The 15,229-nt window shown below is 71.3% G+C and carries 16 protein-coding genes; 3 read left to right on the top strand and 13 right to left on the bottom strand.

Annotated features, from left to right (window positions below; translation table 11 throughout):
• Positions 1-37 precede the first annotated feature (37 nt).
• Positions 38-664, bottom strand: coding sequence for a ScbR family autoregulator-binding transcription factor (locus ABT034_RS24440; RefSeq protein WP_351218621.1), 627 nt, complete (start codon positions 662-664; stop codon positions 38-40).
• Positions 665-843: 179 nt separating this feature from the next.
• On the opposite strand from ABT034_RS24440, the gene ABT034_RS24445 reads away from it, so the two are divergent.
• Positions 844-1,812, top strand: a complete 969-nt coding sequence (locus ABT034_RS24445) for a ScbA/BarX family gamma-butyrolactone biosynthesis protein (protein ID WP_351218713.1) — start codon at positions 844-846, stop codon at positions 1,810-1,812.
• Positions 1,813-1,942: 130 nt separating this feature from the next.
• Here the strand turns inward: ABT034_RS24445 and ABT034_RS24450 are convergent, their stop codons facing one another.
• The 12 genes from ABT034_RS24450 to ABT034_RS24505 all read right to left on the bottom strand — a co-directional run bounded on the left by ABT034_RS24450 (position 1,943) and on the right by ABT034_RS24505 (position 12,539).
• Positions 1,943-3,058: a fatty acid desaturase family protein gene (locus tag ABT034_RS24450; protein ID WP_351218623.1), complete on the bottom strand. Its 1,116-nt coding sequence runs from the start codon at positions 3,056-3,058 to the stop codon at positions 1,943-1,945.
• Positions 3,059-3,120: 62 nt separating this feature from the next.
• Entirely contained in the window at positions 3,121-4,359 is a 1,239-nt protein-coding gene (locus ABT034_RS24455; RefSeq protein ID WP_351218625.1) for a beta-ketoacyl-[acyl-carrier-protein] synthase family protein, read from the bottom strand.
• Positions 4,359-4,607, bottom strand: a complete 249-nt coding sequence (locus tag ABT034_RS24460) for an acyl carrier protein (protein WP_351218627.1) — start codon at positions 4,605-4,607, stop codon at positions 4,359-4,361. Before ABT034_RS24460 ends, ABT034_RS24455 begins: the two co-directional genes overlap by 1 nt.
• Entirely contained in the window at positions 4,604-4,792 is a 189-nt protein-coding gene (locus tag ABT034_RS24465; RefSeq protein ID WP_351218629.1) for a hypothetical protein, read from the bottom strand. The genes ABT034_RS24460 and ABT034_RS24465 overlap by 4 nt, the downstream gene beginning before the upstream one ends.
• Positions 4,789-5,790: a beta-ketoacyl-ACP synthase III gene (locus tag ABT034_RS24470; RefSeq protein ID WP_351218631.1), complete on the bottom strand. Its 1,002-nt coding sequence runs from the start codon at positions 5,788-5,790 to the stop codon at positions 4,789-4,791. The genes ABT034_RS24465 and ABT034_RS24470 overlap by 4 nt, the downstream gene beginning before the upstream one ends.
• Positions 5,787-6,752 carry a ferritin family protein gene (locus ABT034_RS24475; protein ID WP_351218633.1) on the bottom strand — a complete coding sequence of 322 codons (966 nt, stop codon included), beginning with the start codon at positions 6,750-6,752 and terminating at the stop codon, positions 5,787-5,789. The genes ABT034_RS24470 and ABT034_RS24475 overlap by 4 nt, the downstream gene beginning before the upstream one ends.
• A gap of 8 nt (positions 6,753-6,760) precedes the next feature.
• Positions 6,761-7,321 (bottom strand): flavin reductase family protein, encoded by a 561-nt coding sequence (locus tag ABT034_RS24480; protein ID WP_351218635.1) that lies wholly within the window; start codon positions 7,319-7,321, stop codon positions 6,761-6,763.
• Positions 7,318-7,812 (bottom strand): hypothetical protein, encoded by a 495-nt coding sequence (locus ABT034_RS24485; RefSeq protein ID WP_351218637.1) that lies wholly within the window; start codon positions 7,810-7,812, stop codon positions 7,318-7,320. Before ABT034_RS24485 ends, ABT034_RS24480 begins: the two co-directional genes overlap by 4 nt.
• Positions 7,812-8,312 carry a type II toxin-antitoxin system RatA family toxin gene (locus ABT034_RS24490; protein WP_351218639.1) on the bottom strand — a complete coding sequence of 167 codons (501 nt, stop codon included), beginning with the start codon at positions 8,310-8,312 and terminating at the stop codon, positions 7,812-7,814. The genes ABT034_RS24485 and ABT034_RS24490 overlap by 1 nt, the downstream gene beginning before the upstream one ends.
• 57 nt (positions 8,313-8,369) lie before the next feature.
• On the bottom strand, positions 8,370-9,623 hold the full coding sequence (locus ABT034_RS24495; protein ID WP_351218641.1) for an aspartate aminotransferase family protein: 1,254 nt from the start codon (positions 9,621-9,623) through the stop codon (positions 8,370-8,372).
• A gap of 26 nt (positions 9,624-9,649) precedes the next feature.
• Complete coding sequence (locus tag ABT034_RS24500) at positions 9,650-10,786, bottom strand: acyl-CoA dehydrogenase family protein (protein WP_351218643.1); 1,137 nt, start codon at positions 10,784-10,786, stop codon at positions 9,650-9,652.
• A gap of 28 nt (positions 10,787-10,814) precedes the next feature.
• Positions 10,815-12,539 (bottom strand): aldehyde dehydrogenase family protein, encoded by a 1,725-nt coding sequence (locus tag ABT034_RS24505; protein ID WP_351218645.1) that lies wholly within the window; start codon positions 12,537-12,539, stop codon positions 10,815-10,817.
• A 252-nt stretch (positions 12,540-12,791) separates the two neighbouring features.
• Between ABT034_RS24505 and ABT034_RS24510 the strand changes: the two genes are divergently transcribed.
• Both ABT034_RS24510 and ABT034_RS24515 read left to right on the top strand, forming a co-directional pair.
• Positions 12,792-13,784 carry a bifunctional lysylphosphatidylglycerol flippase/synthetase MprF gene (locus ABT034_RS24510; protein WP_351218647.1) on the top strand — a complete coding sequence of 331 codons (993 nt, stop codon included), beginning with the start codon at positions 12,792-12,794 and terminating at the stop codon, positions 13,782-13,784.
• Positions 13,785-13,795: 11 nt separating this feature from the next.
• Positions 13,796-15,220 carry an MFS transporter gene (locus ABT034_RS24515; RefSeq protein WP_351218649.1) on the top strand — a complete coding sequence of 475 codons (1,425 nt, stop codon included), beginning with the start codon at positions 13,796-13,798 and terminating at the stop codon, positions 15,218-15,220.
• The last annotated feature ends 9 nt before the right edge of the window (positions 15,221-15,229 follow it).

The following is a 15,229-nucleotide window of genomic DNA, read 5'->3' on the forward strand; positions in this document are numbered from 1 at the left end:
CCGCCCGGCGGCGCACCGCCGGGCGATCGTCACCTCGTCAGTCCGCGGAACCAGGCGCTTCCGGGCCGTCGGGGAACTTCATCCCGCCCTCCGGCTTCAGGCTGGGCAGCGCCTCCGGCGTGGCCAGGCCCGGCAGCACCACCTGCCAGAAGGCGGTGATCCGCTCGCTCAGGTCCTCCCGCTGGGTGAGTACCTGGGCCATCAGCTGCGTTCCCGTGAAGAGCGCGACGATGAGCTGGGCCACGGCCCGTACGTCCACCTCGGGGCGCAACTCCCCTTCCGTACGGGCCTCTTCCAGCAGGGCCTGGGCCGGCTCGACCCAGCGCAGATAGGGCTCCGGGTCCGGCTCGGTGAACGACCCCTGTTCGATGACCAGCCGTATTCCGGCGCGTACCAGGGGGACGTGCTGGAGCGCGTGGGCGACCGCGTGCGTGGAGTCGATCGCCTGCTGGAGGGGGGAGCCCTCCAGTTGCAGCTCCGCCAGGGCCGAGAACTGCGCCTCGATCACCCCGCGGGCCAGCTCCTCCTTCGACGAGAAGTGGAAGTAGAGCGCCCCCTTGGTGGCGCCCGAGACAGCGATGATCTCCGAGAGGGGCGCCGCGGCGAAGCCCCGCTTCTCGAAGACGATCGATGCGGCTTCCAGAATCGCCCGGCGTGTCCGCAACGCCCGCTCCTGTACGACCACTTGGCTTACCCTGCCCCTCACGTCGGCAGCACTTCACAGCCATCTGGGCCCCCGACTGTGATCCCTACCGACTAAAAACCGGTTGGTAGGTATTGTACTTGTGAAGCAAGGTACACACTTCATCCACTCCTCTCCGATGCAGGAGTCACCACGTGTTGATGACCGACGCCACCCTCACCCACGGCACGTCCATCCCGCAGGCGGTCCCGATCCAGCGCTTCACCCGCACCGTGCCTCGTTCCTACGTCCATCGCGCCGCCATCGCCGAGGTACTGATCACCCACTGGCAGACGGAGGGCCCCGACAGCTTCTCCGTCGACGCGCAGTGGCCTCGCGCACACGGTTTCTACGGCGCCGTGGGCGGCGGCTGGCACGATCCCCTGCTGGTCGGCGAGACCATGCGGCAGGCCCTGCTGCTCATCGCGCACGCCGAGTACGGCGTCCCGGCGGGCCACCAGTTCCTGATGGGGGACAAGTCCTTCCGGATCACCCCGGAGGGGCTGCGCCTCGAAGGGACGCCGGCCGACGTCACCCTGCACATCCGGTGCCACTCCGTCCGCCGCACCGGTTCGAGGTTCGCGGGGATGCGCACCGAGATCACCTTCCACCGCGACGGCGTGGTCATAGGCACCGGCGGGGGAAGCCTCAGCTGCATCAACCCGAACGCCTACGCGCGGGTGCGCAGCGCGCTCGGCGAGCTGCCGCGGCAGGACACCGTGCCGTCGCCGCTCACCTCCCTCGCCCTGCTGCCGCCCGTCGACGCGGCGCTGGTGGACCGCGACCGCGCGCAGGACGTGGTGCTCTCGCCGGGCGGCCAGGCGGGAACGTTCCTGCTGCGCGCGGACCGCTCGCACCCCGTGCTCTTCGACCACCCCGTGGACCACGTGCCGGGCATGCTGCTTTCGGAGGCCGTACGCCAGGCGGCCCACCATGTGCTCCAGCCCCGGGACGTGCTCCCGGTCGGGCTGAGCATGCGGTACGAGCGGTACGTCGAACTGCACATCCCGTGCACGGTCCGCGCCGTCGCGGAGGAGTCGCAGGACCGCCACCACCAGGTACGGGTCACCGTCGAGCAGTCCGGACGCACCGCCGCCGAGGGCACGCTCACCGTCGTCGAGCGGAACTGAGCGAAAGTAGCCGAACGCAGGACGCGGGCCCCTGGGTCAGGGGCCCGCGGCAGCGCGTCGGCTCGCACCGCCGTCGCCGTTCTCGTGTGTCGCGCCGGGCCGGTCGGCCCGGCCCGGCTCGCCGGCCGGGTCAGGCACGCGCCTCCATCGTGTGGAAGACCTCCGCGAGCCTGGCCCGGGTGGTGACGCTGACCTCGCGCAGGTGCTGGGCCACTTCCAGGTACGAACGGGCCTGCGAGACCTCGTGGTAGGAGACGTCGTGCTCCTTGCAGTACTCCATGACCAGCGGGCGGGCGCGGCGCAGGTTCACCCGCGGCATGGACGGGAAGAGGTGGTGCTCGATCTGGTAGTTCAGGCCGCCGTACATGAAGTCCGTGAACCTGGTCGAGTAGATGTTGCGCGAGGTGAGCACCTGGCGGTGCAGCCAGTCGACCTCCACGTCGTCGCGGTGGACGACCATGCCCTTGTGGTTGGGGGCGAAGACGGCACCCAGGTAGATACCGAAGACGGCCTGGTTGACCAGGACGAAGAGGATGCCGAGGCCCGGGTCGAGGACGTAGAAGACGGCTGTCAGATACGCGGCGAAGTGCACGAGCAGCAGGCCGAGTTCCATGGCGGGTATGCGCAGCAGGCCGGCCTTGGCGGCCGAGAAGCCGGCCTTGTGCATCCGGAAGGCCTCCTGCACCAGCAGGACGAAGAACATCACCGACTGGTGCCGGATGACGAAGCGGTGGAAGGGCGAGCGGGCCTTGGCGGCGTACTCCGACGGCGCGAAGATCACCTGGCGCCGCATGGTGTCCGGGTCCTTGTCGAGGTTGTTCGGGTTGCTGTGGTGGCGGTTGTGGTGGTTGACCCACCAGCCGTAGCTGACACCGAGCAGGACGTTCATGTGGATCCAGCCGAGCACGTCCTGGGTCTTGCGGGCGCGGCTGACCTGCTTGTGGCCGGTGTCGTGGGCGATGAACCCCGCCTGGACGAAGCAGAAGGCCAGGAAGACCGCGACGGCGAGCTGCCACCACGAGTTGCCGAGCAGGGCGAAGACCGTCCAGCCGGCGACGGTGAGGACCAGGTTGAGCACGATCTTCACGGCGAAGTATCCGGGCCGGTAGTCCATGAGCCCGGCGGCTCGTACCTTCTTGAGCAGTTCGTCGAAACTGGCACTGGGCGAGATCCGCAGATCCTGCCCGTCAGCGGGGAATTCGGCGGCGGCCATGGCCGCCGCGAGGTCCTGGGTCTTGGGTGACATGCGTGCGGAACTCCTGGTTCGGTGTCCTCGGGGAGGGGGTGCGGCGCGGCGGGGGGGTCGGCTCAGGCGCGCGTCACCACCAGTACGGCGTTCTGGCCGCCGAAGCCGAACGAGTTGGAGACGGCGGCCCGGACGGGGACGGCCCGCGGTGCTTCCGTGACCACGTCCAGCTCCACCTCGGGGTCCTGCTTGACCATGTTGGCGGTGGGCGGGACCAGTTGCTGCTCCACCGCGAGGACGGTGAAGACGGCCTCCAGCGCTCCGGCCGCGCCCAGCGCGTGGCCGGTGACGCCCTTGGTGGAGGTCACGGCCGGCCGGTCGCCGAACAGCCGCCGCAGCACCTTGGCCTCGGCCGCGTCGTTGAGCGGGGTGGAGGTCCCGTGGGCGTTGACGTGGTCGATGTCCTCGGGCGCCAGGTGGGCGTCGGCGAGGGCCGCGCGCAGCGCCCGTTCCACGCCCTGCCCCGAGGGGTCGGGCGCGGTCGGGTGGTGGCCGTCCGCGGTCGCGCCGTAGCCGCTGATCCTGGCGCGTACCCGGGCGCCGCGGGCGGCGGCGTGCTCGGGCGTCTCCAGTACGAGGATTCCGGCGCCCTCCGCGGCGACGAAGCCGTCGCGTTCGACGTCGAACGGCCGGGAGGCGGATGCCGGGTCCTCGGTGCGCCGGGACAGGGCGCCCATCCGGGCGAAGCCCGAGATGATCGAGGGGGTCAGGCACGCCTCCGTACCGCCGGTGATCACCACGTCGCAGGTGCCGGAGCGCAGCAGTTCACGGGCCGTGCCGATGGCGGTGGCCGAGGCGGCGCAGGCGGTGGAGACCACCAGGTTGGGGCCGAGCGCCCGGTGCTCGATGGCGAGCTGGCCGGCCACCATGTTGGTGATCAGCATGGGGATGAGCATCCCGGAGACCTGCTCGGCTCCCTTGTCGAGGAGCGTGCGGTGCTGCTGCTCCCAGGTCGCGGTGCCGCCGACGGCGCTGCCGAGGACGACGCCGACGCGGGTGCCGTCCCAGGTGGCCGGGTCGAGCCCGGCGTCCTCCAGGGCCTCCTTGGCCGCGACCATCGCGAGCTGGACGAAGCGGTCGAGGCGCCAGGCCTTGCGCCGGCCGATCAGGGCGTCGGCGTCGAAGTCGGGGACCCGGCAGCTGAAGTCGACCGGGACACCGGCGAGCGCCGGGTCGGTCGTGGCGGTGGGGGTGCCGGAGCAGACGCGCTCCCAGCTCCCCGGGACGCCGACACCGGCCGGGGAGACGATCCCCAGACCGGTGACGGCGGCGTCGAACCGGTGTGTCGAGGGCCTGGTCATCAGGCGGCCGCGACCTTGGCGTCGACGATCGCGGCGACCTCGGCCACCGTCTGGCGCGGCGAGAGCTCGTCGTCCGGGATCTCGACGGACATCTCCGACTGGACGACCAGGGTGAACTCGACCAGCGCGAGCGAGTCGAGGTCGAGCTGCTCGAAGGTGGCCTCGGGCGTGACCTCGTCGTCGGTGACGCCGAAACGCTCGACGAGGATGGCGGCGATGCGGTCGTAGGTGGTGACGGTGGTGCTCATGATGTGGGTGTCCTTCCATGGGGTGGGGTGGAGATGTCCGTACGGACTGCGGAGACGGAACGGGTACGGGTGACGGGTGACGGGCGGCCGTCGCGGGAGAGGTCGCCGGGGAGGGAGAGCCCGAGCAGGGAGGCCAGCTGCCTGGCGAAGGCATCGCCGGCCGCCCGCGCCGCCAGGGCGCTCATGCGGGGGTGACGTCGGGCCAGCGGAGCAGGCACGACCCCCAGGTGAGCCCACCGCCGAAGGCACTGGCCAGCACCCGGTCGCCGGGCTTGAGCTCCCCCGCGGCCGCCGCGTCGGCGAGGGCGAGCGGAATGGAGGCGGCCGCGGTGTTGCCGACGCGGTCGATGTTGCTGATGCGGCGCTCCGGCGGGACGCCGAGCCGGTCGGCGACCGCGTCCAGGATCCGCAGGTTGGCCTGGTGGCCGACGAACCGGTCGATCTGGTCCGTACCGTGCCCCGCCGTGGCGAGGACCCGCTGCGCGGACTCGGTCATGCGGAGCACGGCGTGCCGGTAGACCTGCTTGCCCTGCATGAGGAAGTACTCCTCGCCGGGGGCGGCCGGCCGGCCGCTGGAGCGCTGCCGGGAGCCGCCCGCCGGGATCATGAGCAGCTCGGCGAGGGAGCCGTCGCTGCCGAGGTCGAAGGGGCCGATCGCACCGGGCTCGTCCGGCTCCCCGGCGCGCAGGACGAACGCCCCGGCCCCGTCGCCGAAGATCGCCGAGGTGGAGCGGTCCGCCGGGTCGACGATGGTGGTGAAGGCCTCGGCGCCGATGACCAGCACGCTGCCCGCGGTGCCGGAGGCGATGAGTCCGGTGGCGGTGGCGAGCCCGTAGAGGAAGCCGGTGCAGACGGCGGCGACGTCGAAGGCCGCCCGACCGCCCAGGCCGAGACGGTCCGCGACCTGGGGGGCGGTGGCCGGGCTGAGGTGGTCGGGGGTGGTGGTCGCCACGACGACCGCGTCCACCTCGTCCACCCCGGCCGACTTCAGCGCGCGGGCCCCGGCCTCGAAGGCGAGGTCGCCGGTGGAGGTGCCCGGGTCGACGACGTGCCGCTGCCCGATTCCGGTACGGGACCGGATCCACTCGTCGCTGGTGTCGAAGCGCCGGGCGAGGTCCTCGTTGGTGACCACCCGTGGCGGCAGCCAGCCGCCGATGCCCGCGAGGACGGCCGCGCGACTCATGCCAAGGCCTCTTCCAGGCCCATGTACTTCAGCCGGCTCTCCTGCATCTCCTCGGTCCACTTCTCGGCCTGGGCCTGGCGCTCCTCGGGCGTCGTGTCGACGAGCCGGCGGCCGGGCCAGATCTCGTAGTCGCCGACGACGTCGGCGTGCTGCTCCAGGCCCTTCTGGAAGATGACCTCGCGGCGGTGGACCATCGCGTGGCCGGGGAGCACGTCCCACAGCCCCATGCCCTCGCGGATCAGCGCGACGGCCCGCTCGCGCTCCTCGGGGTGGACCTCCAGGTACTCGCGGGCGGCGGCGGCGCCGACCGTGAGGTGGCGGATCTCGTCGATGCCGGCACCGCGCTCGATGTCCGCGGCGGCCGGGTTGAGCGGACGCCACTTGCGCTCGCTGAGCTCGGCGGCGGGCGCGAGGACACCCTCGACGATGATGGTGAGGATCAGTACGCCTCCGAGGAAGTCGCGCTGGTCCCGCATGACCTTGAGGGCGTACTCCTCCAGCGGGTCGAGGACCTCCGCCCGGTCCTTGGCGGCGATCTCGTGGATCCGCTGCCACAACTCCTCGCGGGGGACGCCCAGTTCGACGAGGTGGTTGCGGAAGACCATGGAGTGGCGGGCCTCGTCGATCACCTGGGTGGCGTAGAACTCCATGGTGTCGACGGTGGGCGCGATCGGCACGAGGTAGCCCAGCGCCCGGGTGGCCTTCTCCTCGGCGATGGCGCGGAAGGACAGCTCCTGGGTGATCGCCTCGCGCAGCGGCCCCTCCTCCCGCATGTAGTCCGGGATGGTCACCTCCGGGGCGTGCCCGGAGATGTGGCCGCGCAGGGTGGCGGGCATCGCCTTCAGCCAGTACGCGAGGTTCGCGCCCGCCGGGGTGAGCTCCAGGGTCTTGGCGCCCTCGATCAGGTCGGGCGCGGTGTCCCAGCCGGCCTCGGCGGGAAAGGTGTCGGTCGTCGACGTCATCTTCGTCGTCACTCCTGTGTCTGTGTGGTGGCGAACCGGCCCGCGTGGTAGACGAGCGGGCTGCACTGCGTGGAAGCGGCCGCGCGCCGGGCGAAGAGGACCCGCGCCAGGACGAGGTCGTGGTCGCCGGCGGCCAGGACCCGGTCGACCCGGCACTCCAGCCAGGCGGCGGACCCGTCGAGCAGCGGCGCCCCCGAGGCGTCCCCCGCCGCGTACGGCACTCCTTCGAACTGCGTGGCGCCGGGCGCCCGGCCGGGGGTGGCGAACCTGCGGGCGAGTACCGCCTGCTCGTGCACCAGGACGTTGACCCCGAACTCCCCGCCGGAGCGGACCAGGGAGAGGAAACTGCTGGGCCGCTTCAGGCACACCGAGATCAGGGGCGGCCGGCGGGAGACGAAGGCGAACGAGGACACCGTGGTGCCGTGCGGTCCGAGGGGGTGGTCGGCGGTGAGGACGGCGACACCGGTCGGGAACTGCCGTGCGCTGTCCCAGAAGACCTCCGGATCGGGCTCCGCCAGCTCGCCGCCGGGAGGCGGCAGCCCCAGGGCCGCGGCCGGACCGGCGCTCACGCCGGGACCTTCCCGGGCTGCCGTGCGGTCGGCGCGGCGGCCGTGCCCGCACCCTCCACCTCGTCGCGGAGCCGGGCGTACGCCGGGTGGGTCTTGGGCTCGAAGGACAGCGCGAACGGCTTCAGCGCGTTGCCGAACAGCGCCCGGTCACCGAAGAGGTGGATCGGGATCGCCAGCAGCGCCCACTCGAAGCCGAACAGGAGGACCCACAGGCCGATGACGGCCGCCTGCGTGACCAAGCTGTGCATGATGTTGTAGGCGACGTAGTAGCCCTTGTGGATCTGGCCGTCGGGGCTGCGTCTGAAGGCGATGGCGCCGGGTATGTAACCGATCAGGTCGATGTACAGGAAGAGCGCCACGGCCGGCAGCCAGCGCACCTCGTCCAGGTGGGTGACGAAGAGTTCCAGGCTGACGCCCAGCGCCACCAGGTACTCCAGGCGCAGCAGCCTGGCGGTGGTCTTCGTCTCGAAGAGATTGGCGGCGTCGGCCATCAGCGGACCCCCACCCCGGCCGTCCGGTCCAGGTCGGTGAGCGCCTCGCCGCCCTCCAGGACGGTGGCCTCGCCGAAGATCCCCGTCAGCGCCGCGCTGATGGCACGCTTGATCACGCGCTCCGCGATCGGGTCCATGATGCCGCTGAGGCTGGGGATCCCGAAGTCGTACGTGACCTCGAACAGCACCTCGCAGGTGCCGTCCTCGCGCGGGGTCAGCTGCCAGCTTCCGTGGAAGTCGTCGAAGTCCCCGTCGGTCTGGTGGAAGGCGATGTGGAGCTCGTCCCGGCGGAAGTGCTCCTCCTCGTCCCAGCTCATGATCCCCCGGCGGAAGTTGACCCGCCAGCTGCTGCTGCCCCGGTCGTCGGCGCCGCCGGGGTGGACCACGACCTCGTGGACGTCCTCGGCCAGATCGGCGTAACGGGCGAATTCGGTGATCTGCGTGTAGGCGCGGGCCGGGTCGTCGGCCGGGACCAGGACCCGCAGTTCGATGCTGCGCATGTGGGTGGAGTCTCGCTCTCTGGAAGCTCTCTGGGTGGGGTGGGAACGGCCGGCGGGTCAGTACGCGATCGCGGTCACCGAACGTTCGAAGGCGGCCAGCAGGAAGGCCACGTCGTCCTCGGTGAGCACGGCCGGCGGGGTGAGCCGGAGCACCATGTGCGAGTTGAGGGAGTGGTTGGCGACGACGCCCTCGTGGAGGAGCTCCAGGAGCAGGTCGCCGGCGAGGCCGGGCTCGGTGAACTCGATGCCGATCAGCAGACCGGCGCCGCGCACCTCCAGGAGCAGGTCGCCGAGGGCGGCGCGGGCGATCCGGCCGAGCTCCGCGATCAGCCGCTCGCCCAGCACCCGGGACCGCTCGACCAGGTCGTCCTCCTGGATCGCCCGGAGCGCGCCCTGGGCGGCGGCCATGGCGAGGGGGCTGCCGGAGAAGGTCGAGGTGTGGATGAACGGGTCCTTGTCGAAGGCGGTGAAGGCCTCCGTCGTGGCCACCGCGGCCGACACCGGCACCACGCCCCCGCTGAGCCCCTTGCCGACGAGCAGGACGTCCGGGGTGACTCCCTCGCGGTCCGCGCCCCACCACTGGCCCAGGCGCCCGAGGCCCGTCTGCACCTCGTCGAGGACGAAGAAGGCCTCGTACTCCCGGCACAGCGCCTCGACGTCCCGCAGGTAGCCCTCCGGCGGCATGATCACCCCGGCCTCGCCCTGCACCGGTTCGACGATGAAGCAGGCGTTGCCGCGGTGGGCGGCGAGCACCTCGCGCAGTGCCTCGGCGTCGCCGAACGGCACATGGGAGACATCGGGGAGGAGCGGGCGGAACGGCTCCTGGAAGAGGTCCTTCGCCGTCACGCTGAGCGCGCCGAAGGTCTTGCCGTGGTAGCCGTTGACGGTCGAGACCAGATGGCGCTTGCCGTGGGTGCGGGCCATCTTCAGGGCGGCCTCGACGGCCTCGGCCCCGGAGTTGGCGAAGTGCACCTTGTCGAGGCCCGCCGGGGTGACGGCGGCGAGCGCCTCGGCGGCCAGCGCCGCCTGGGGTTCGAGCAGCAGCCGGGTGGCCACCGGGTTGGTGTGCAGCTGGCGCTCGACCTCGGCCACCACCGTGGGGTGGCGGGCGCCGGCGATCAGCACGCCGTAGCCACCGCAGTTGAGCAGCTTGCGGCCCGCGGCGGTGTACACCCAGGCTCCCTCGGAGCCGGTCTCGATGTCACCGCCGAACATCTCGCCGAGCGAGGCGCGGCCCTTGCTGAGGTGGGCGCGGTAGCGGTCGAGGATCTCGGCGGAGGTGTCCGCCGGTGCGACCGGGGTGGTCGTCATTTCGAGGATTCCCTTTCGATGTCCGGTCAGCCGACCAGGACGGGCTGGCCGGACCAGTGCTCCGTCAGGCCCTCGGCCATGCTGGTGCGCGACGGCGGGTGGAAGGCGATGGCCTGCGCGGCCGTGGCGAGGCAGGAGCTGTCCGCCGAGGTGATGTAGGCCATGCCGCCGAGGAGTTCGACCGCGAGCCGCACGATGTCGGCCAGCGCGTCCTGCACGGCGAACCGGACCACCAGGGCGTTGCCCAGGGCGTCGTTGTCCACCTCGCCGGCGTCCACGGTCCGGGCCAGGCTCTCGACCAGGCCGACGGCTCCGCCGAGCCGGATGCCGAGCGTGGCCCGGTCGGTGGCGCTGCCGCGGCGCTGCTCCAGCACCTGGCGGACCAGCGCGGAGGTGATCCCGGTGTAGCCGGCCGCGATCATCATCTGGAACCAGATCAGGCCGACGGTCTGCAGCTCGTCGAGGGCCTCCTCCTGGCCCGGCTCGGGCTGGACGATCTGCTCGTCGGTGACGAAGACGTCCTCAAGGCGGACCTCGTCGCTCTCGGCTCCGGCCAGTGCCGGGTTCGACCAGAAGGGGCGCACCGAGACGCCCTCGGTGTCGGCGGGCAGCAGCAGGAAGCCCATCGCGGTGGAGCCGTCCTCCTGCGGCATGCCGACCGAGGCGGTGAGCAGGTTCATGGACCGGCTCAGGCTGCACGGCTTCTTCGAGCCGGTCAGCAGGTAGCCGCCGTCCACCGGGCGCGCCATCAGGGTCGGGGAGAGGATGCCCTGGTTCGTACGGCCCTCGGCGAAGCCGGAGGCGACGAGGAGCCGCTCGGAGACGACCTGGCCGAGCATGGTCTTCAGGTCGCTGTCCCCGGCGACGGAGTCCGCGACGGCGTAGAGGGTGCCGAGCGAGAAGTGGTGCATCATCGTGCCGACCGTCATCGAGGGGGCGACGGCGCCGAGCGCGCGGATGACCCGGGTGGCCTCCAGCGCGTTCACGCCGGCGCCGCCGTGCTCTGCGGGCACCAGCAGGTTGGGGCCGCCCGCTTCGCGGAAGATCCGGATGGCCGGGCTGTCGGGGGACTCCAGGACCGAGAGCGGCACGTCCTTGAGAGCCTTGCGCAGACCGGGCAGGAAGGTGTCACAGGTCTCGTCCGCCTGGCGGAAGTAGCGCACGTCGAACTCCTTGGTGGGATGAGGGGTTTCAGTCGGTCGCCCCGGCACGGGCCGCCCGGACGGCGTCGTACGCGCCGAAGACGGCCTGGTGCGGACGGATGCCGCGGGCGATCGAGACACCCTGGAGGTGGGAGGTGCGCAGCATCGGGTAGTTGGCCTCGCCGAACACGCCGCCCGTCAGGCCGGTGCCGCCGTGGGTGGGCAGGTACGGCAGGAACCCGATGTGCGAGTCGTTGATCTTGAGCAGTCCGCCGTTGTCGATCTCCCGCTCGAAACGGCCGAGCACCTGCTCGTCGCCGGCCCAGACCGAGTTGCGCAGCCCGTAGGGGTTGCTGTTGACGTAGTCGAGGAAGCGCTCGAGGAGCGCCTCGTCGGTGTCCGCCTCGGGCACGATCACGGGCAGCAGCGGGAAGAAGGTCTCGCGGCGCACCGCCTCGATCTCCCGGCACTTCTCCATGCCGTCGACCCGGAGCACGGTGGGCTCCAGGAACAGCCCGGTGTCCGAGGGCGAACCGTCGGCCTCCAGCCTGCGGGCCCCGTGCACCAGGCTGGCGCCCTTGTCCAGGGCGTCCTTGACCACGGTGAAGAACCGCTCGCTGCGCAGGACGGGCGAGAGCAGCACGCCCTCCTCGTCCGGGTAGCCGGGGCGCAGCTTCGCCACGGCGGCGGACAGCCGCTCGAGGAGTTCGTCGGCGATCGCCGGGTGGGCCAGGACCTGGTTGGGCACCATGCAGATCTGGCCGGAGCCGTAGAAGCACTCGGTGAGGGCCTCCACCGCCAGGTCCAGGTCGGCGTCGCGCCAGACGACCACGCAGTCGTTCCCCGCGAGTTCGAGGACCGGCTTCTTCCCGTGGCGTACGCACTCCTCCTGGAACGTGAGGCCGTTCTCGGTGGAGCCGATGTAGAGGATGTCGTTGATGTACGGGCTTTCCAGCCAGGACCGCATCATCGGACCGGGACGGCCGCACACGACGTTGAGCACGCCGGGCGGGGCGCCGATCTCCTCAAGGGCGGGGACGACGAACTCGCGCAGGGCGTACATCACCCCGAAGGGGGCGCTGCGCGGCGCGCGGACCACCACGGTGTTGCCCGCCATGAGGGCCGTGATGCCGAAGAGCGCGCTGGACGCGGGGGCGTTCTGCGGCGGGTTGACGCAGACGACGCCGTCGGGCCTGCGGCGCACCAGCAGCCGGCGCCCGCCGTGCTCGAACTCGCGGTGCATCAGCTCGCCGACCCAGGAGAGGGTCTCCTCGCTGAACGTCTCGAGCAGGCCGGCGACCTGCCACTCGGCGAGCGCCCGCGGATTGCCCTCGGCGATGAGGACGTCGACCATGTCGTCGCAGCCCTCGACGATCCTGCGCCGCAGGACCGCCCCGAGCTCCATGCGCTTCTCCTGCGGCCACCGGGACCACTCGCGGAACGCCTCGGCGGCGGCGCGGGAGGCCTCCTCCACCGTCTCCTGGTCGGCGAGCGCGACCCGCCCGACGACCAGGTCGCCGGCGTCCTCGGGACGCACCCGGCCCTGCTCCAGACGGCGCTTCAGGGTGAGGCTCTCGAAGACGTCGTCGAGGATCGACCTCGTGGTGACGGTGTAGACGTACTTCTCCGCGTCGATGTCCTTGCCACCGACGTAGGAGAGGTAGGTGGGGATGGGTTCGCGGACCGCATGACGCGCGCCCCGCAGCGCGGTCGGCCGGCCCGCGGTCGCGGGCGCCTCCCCACCGCGGGTCAGCACGCTTGCGTGTCGGTTCATTTTTCCCTGCTCGCTTCTCGGGTGTTCCTGCACGGCGGCCGCCCGGTCACTGCGCGCCCTGTCGAAACAGGATTCTGCGAGGTGCGCCTGATCTTCTCCTGACGAATTCCTGACCCTGACGGCCTCCTGACGTTCCGGCTGCGCCGCGCGGACGGACGGCCCGATACGCAACGGACCGCATGGACAGGGGGCTTGACGTCGGCTTGACTGCTGCGGCTCAGGCGTTTCCACGACAGGGAGAGAGTGGAGAATATGACCGAGGGAACCGTTTCCCAGGACTCACTGCTGGGATCGCTCGAGTCCTTCAGTGACAATCCGAGCGCGTTTCTCGCACTCAACAAGGGAAATCTCCACTTCACCGCTCCCGGACTCGACGGATTCGTTTCCTACCGTGAATCCGGCCGGTATCTCGTGCAGTTCGGCGGGCCCTTCGCACCGGAGCAGGACTACATACCCCTGCTGAAGGCGTTCTCGGCGTACGCGCGCAGCCGCCGCCGGCGCGTGGTCGCCGTCCAGCTGCAGACCGAGGACGCCCGCCGCTACATCGAGCACGGCTACACGGTCAACCAGATCGGCGCCTCCTACGCGGTCGACCTGTCGAAGTTCACCCTCGCCGGCAAGAAATTCGTGCAGCTCAGGAACAAGGTCTCGCGGGCGCACCGGGCCGGGCTCGAAGTGATCGAGGCCCAGCACGACAAGGTCGGGGAGGCGCTGACCGAGATCGACGGCGTCTGGCTGCGCTCCAAGGGGAAGCACACCAAGGAGCTGGAGTTCCTGGTCGGCGAGACCGGCGGCCCGTTCCAGGGCAGCCGTCGACTCTTCGTCGGATACATCGACGGGAAGCCGATCGGCTATATCTCCTACTCCCCTTCCTACGGCTCGCGTTCGGGCTGGTTGCACGACCTGAGCCGACGCAATCCCGACAGCCCGCCCGGGGTGATGGAGGCCATCAACAAGGCGGCCATTCTGGCGTTCCAGGAAGAGGGCGCCGACTGGCTCCACTTCGGCTTCACCCCGTTCACCGGACTGAATCCCGAGCTGGAACAGAACGGTTCCAGCCGGGCTTTCGGTTGGTTCGTGCAGCAGCTGGCACAGCGCGGCGACTCCATCTACCCGGCCAAAACCCAGCTCGCCTACAAGGAGAAGTGGGATCCCCATCTGGTGATCCCGGAGTACGTGGGATTCCAGGGCCGCGCGCGACTCAACGGATTCCTGCACATCATGCGCGCATCGAACGCCATGTAGGGAGGCGGACCATGCTTTCCGAAAAGCCCCGGAGCCGGGGCGGGAACGGCCTGTCGCTGCTCTTCCTCGGCTTGGCCGTCTTCGTGGTGTACGCGGGAACCACGATGGCCGACGTCGCCCTGCCCGCGGTCCGGGACGAGCTGCCCGCGACACCGGCGCAGCTGCGCTGGGTCGCGAGCGTCTACGTCCTGGCCTCCGCCTGCCTGCTGCTCAGCGCGGGCACCCTCGGCGACGTCCTGGGCCGCAAGCGGGTCTTCCTCGTCGGCCTCGCCGGGTTCGGTGCCACGTCCGCGTGGTGCGCCTCGGCCTCTTCGATCGAGATGCTGCTCGTCGCACGGGCCGCCCAGGGGGCCTTCGGTTCCGTACTGATCCCGGTCTCCCTCGCCCTGGTCGCCGCGCTCTTCCCCGACCCCGCCGCCCGCGCCCGGGCCATCGGCATCGGCGCCGGTTTCTGCGGACTCGCCCTCGGCATGGGACCGGTGCTCGGCGGCCTCGTGGTGGACGGCTGGGGCTGGCGCGCCATCTTCTGGCTGAACGTCCCGGTGGCGGCGGCCGCCCTGGTGGGCCTGCGTTTCTCGCTGCCGGACGGACAGCCGCGCCGGGCCCGCCGGCTCGACGTGACGGGCCAGCTGCTCTTCATCGTGGCCGCCGCCGCGACGGTGTTCGCCCTCGCCGAGGGCAACGACCAGGGCTGGACCTCGACGCCGGTGGCCGTGTCGTACGCGCTGGCCGCCGCGGCCCTGCCGGGTTTCCTGTGGTGGGAGGCCCGGGCCGGGGAGCCGATGCTGCCGCTCGGGCTCTTCCGCAACCCGGTGGTCGTGACCGCCTGCACGGTCAATCTGCTGAGCCTCTTCGGCCTGTACGCCGCCATGTCGCTCGTGGCACAGCGCATGTACGAGCTGGAGCAGCTGACCGCGACCCAGATCGCGGTCCGGTTCCTGGTGCTCAACGGGGCGATCGCGGTGGCCTCCTGTGTGGCGGCCGTCATGGTCGTACGGACCGGCCCGCGCGTCCCGGTCGTCACCGGGACCCTCGGCTCGGGAGCGGCGCTCCTGGGCCTCGCCCTGCTGGGACCCGCGGAGGGTTACGGCGCCTACTGGTGGCTGCTCGCCCTCCTCGGTACGGGCATCTCGCTGGCCGCGGCGCCTGCCACGGTGGCCCTCCTCGGCGCCGTACCCATGGCCTGGGCGGGTACCGCATCGGGGGTGTCCAACACCTTCCGCCAGTTGGGCAGCGTCCTCGGGGTGGCGGCCTCCGGGGCGACGGTGTCCGCCCAGGGGCTCGTGTCCGGTACCACCTCGGCGCTGTTCCTGGCCGCGGGTCTGGCCCTGACGGCCGCCCTGCTCGCCCTGGTGCTGCTGCGGCGACGCGGGGAGGCGGGTGCCGCCGGTGCGCAGGGGGTGGAGCAGGCCGCCGGGGTGGCGAGCGGCGTGTGAGCGCGACCC

Origin of the sequence: Streptomyces sp. NPDC002773 (assembly GCF_040295605.1) — a bacterium.
GTDB lineage: Bacteria > Actinomycetota > Actinomycetes > Streptomycetales > Streptomycetaceae > Streptomyces.

Coding starts and splice junctions, on each gene's coding strand:
- ABT034_RS24505 (WP_351218645.1), bottom strand. CDS start 12,539: ATGAACCGACACGCAAGCGTGCTGACCCGCGGTGGGGAGGCGCCCGCG.
- ABT034_RS24470 (WP_351218631.1), bottom strand. CDS start 5,790: ATGAGTCGCGCGGCCGTCCTCGCGGGCATCGGCGGCTGGCTGCCGCCA.
- ABT034_RS24450 (WP_351218623.1), bottom strand. CDS start 3,058: ATGTCACCCAAGACCCAGGACCTCGCGGCGGCCATGGCCGCCGCCGAA.
- ABT034_RS24490 (WP_351218639.1), bottom strand. CDS start 8,312: ATGCGCAGCATCGAACTGCGGGTCCTGGTCCCGGCCGACGACCCGGCC.
- ABT034_RS24515 (WP_351218649.1), top strand. CDS start 13,796: ATGCTTTCCGAAAAGCCCCGGAGCCGGGGCGGGAACGGCCTGTCGCTG.
- ABT034_RS24475 (WP_351218633.1), bottom strand. CDS start 6,752: ATGACGTCGACGACCGACACCTTTCCCGCCGAGGCCGGCTGGGACACC.
- ABT034_RS24455 (WP_351218625.1), bottom strand. CDS start 4,359: ATGACCAGGCCCTCGACACACCGGTTCGACGCCGCCGTCACCGGTCTG.
- ABT034_RS24465 (WP_351218629.1), bottom strand. CDS start 4,792: ATGAGCGCCCTGGCGGCGCGGGCGGCCGGCGATGCCTTCGCCAGGCAG.
- ABT034_RS24460 (WP_351218627.1), bottom strand. CDS start 4,607: ATGAGCACCACCGTCACCACCTACGACCGCATCGCCGCCATCCTCGTC.
- ABT034_RS24445 (WP_351218713.1), top strand. CDS start 844: ATGACCGACGCCACCCTCACCCACGGCACGTCCATCCCGCAGGCGGTC.
- ABT034_RS24485 (WP_351218637.1), bottom strand. CDS start 7,812: ATGGCCGACGCCGCCAATCTCTTCGAGACGAAGACCACCGCCAGGCTG.
- ABT034_RS24510 (WP_351218647.1), top strand. CDS start 12,792: ATGACCGAGGGAACCGTTTCCCAGGACTCACTGCTGGGATCGCTCGAG.
- ABT034_RS24495 (WP_351218641.1), bottom strand. CDS start 9,623: ATGACGACCACCCCGGTCGCACCGGCGGACACCTCCGCCGAGATCCTC.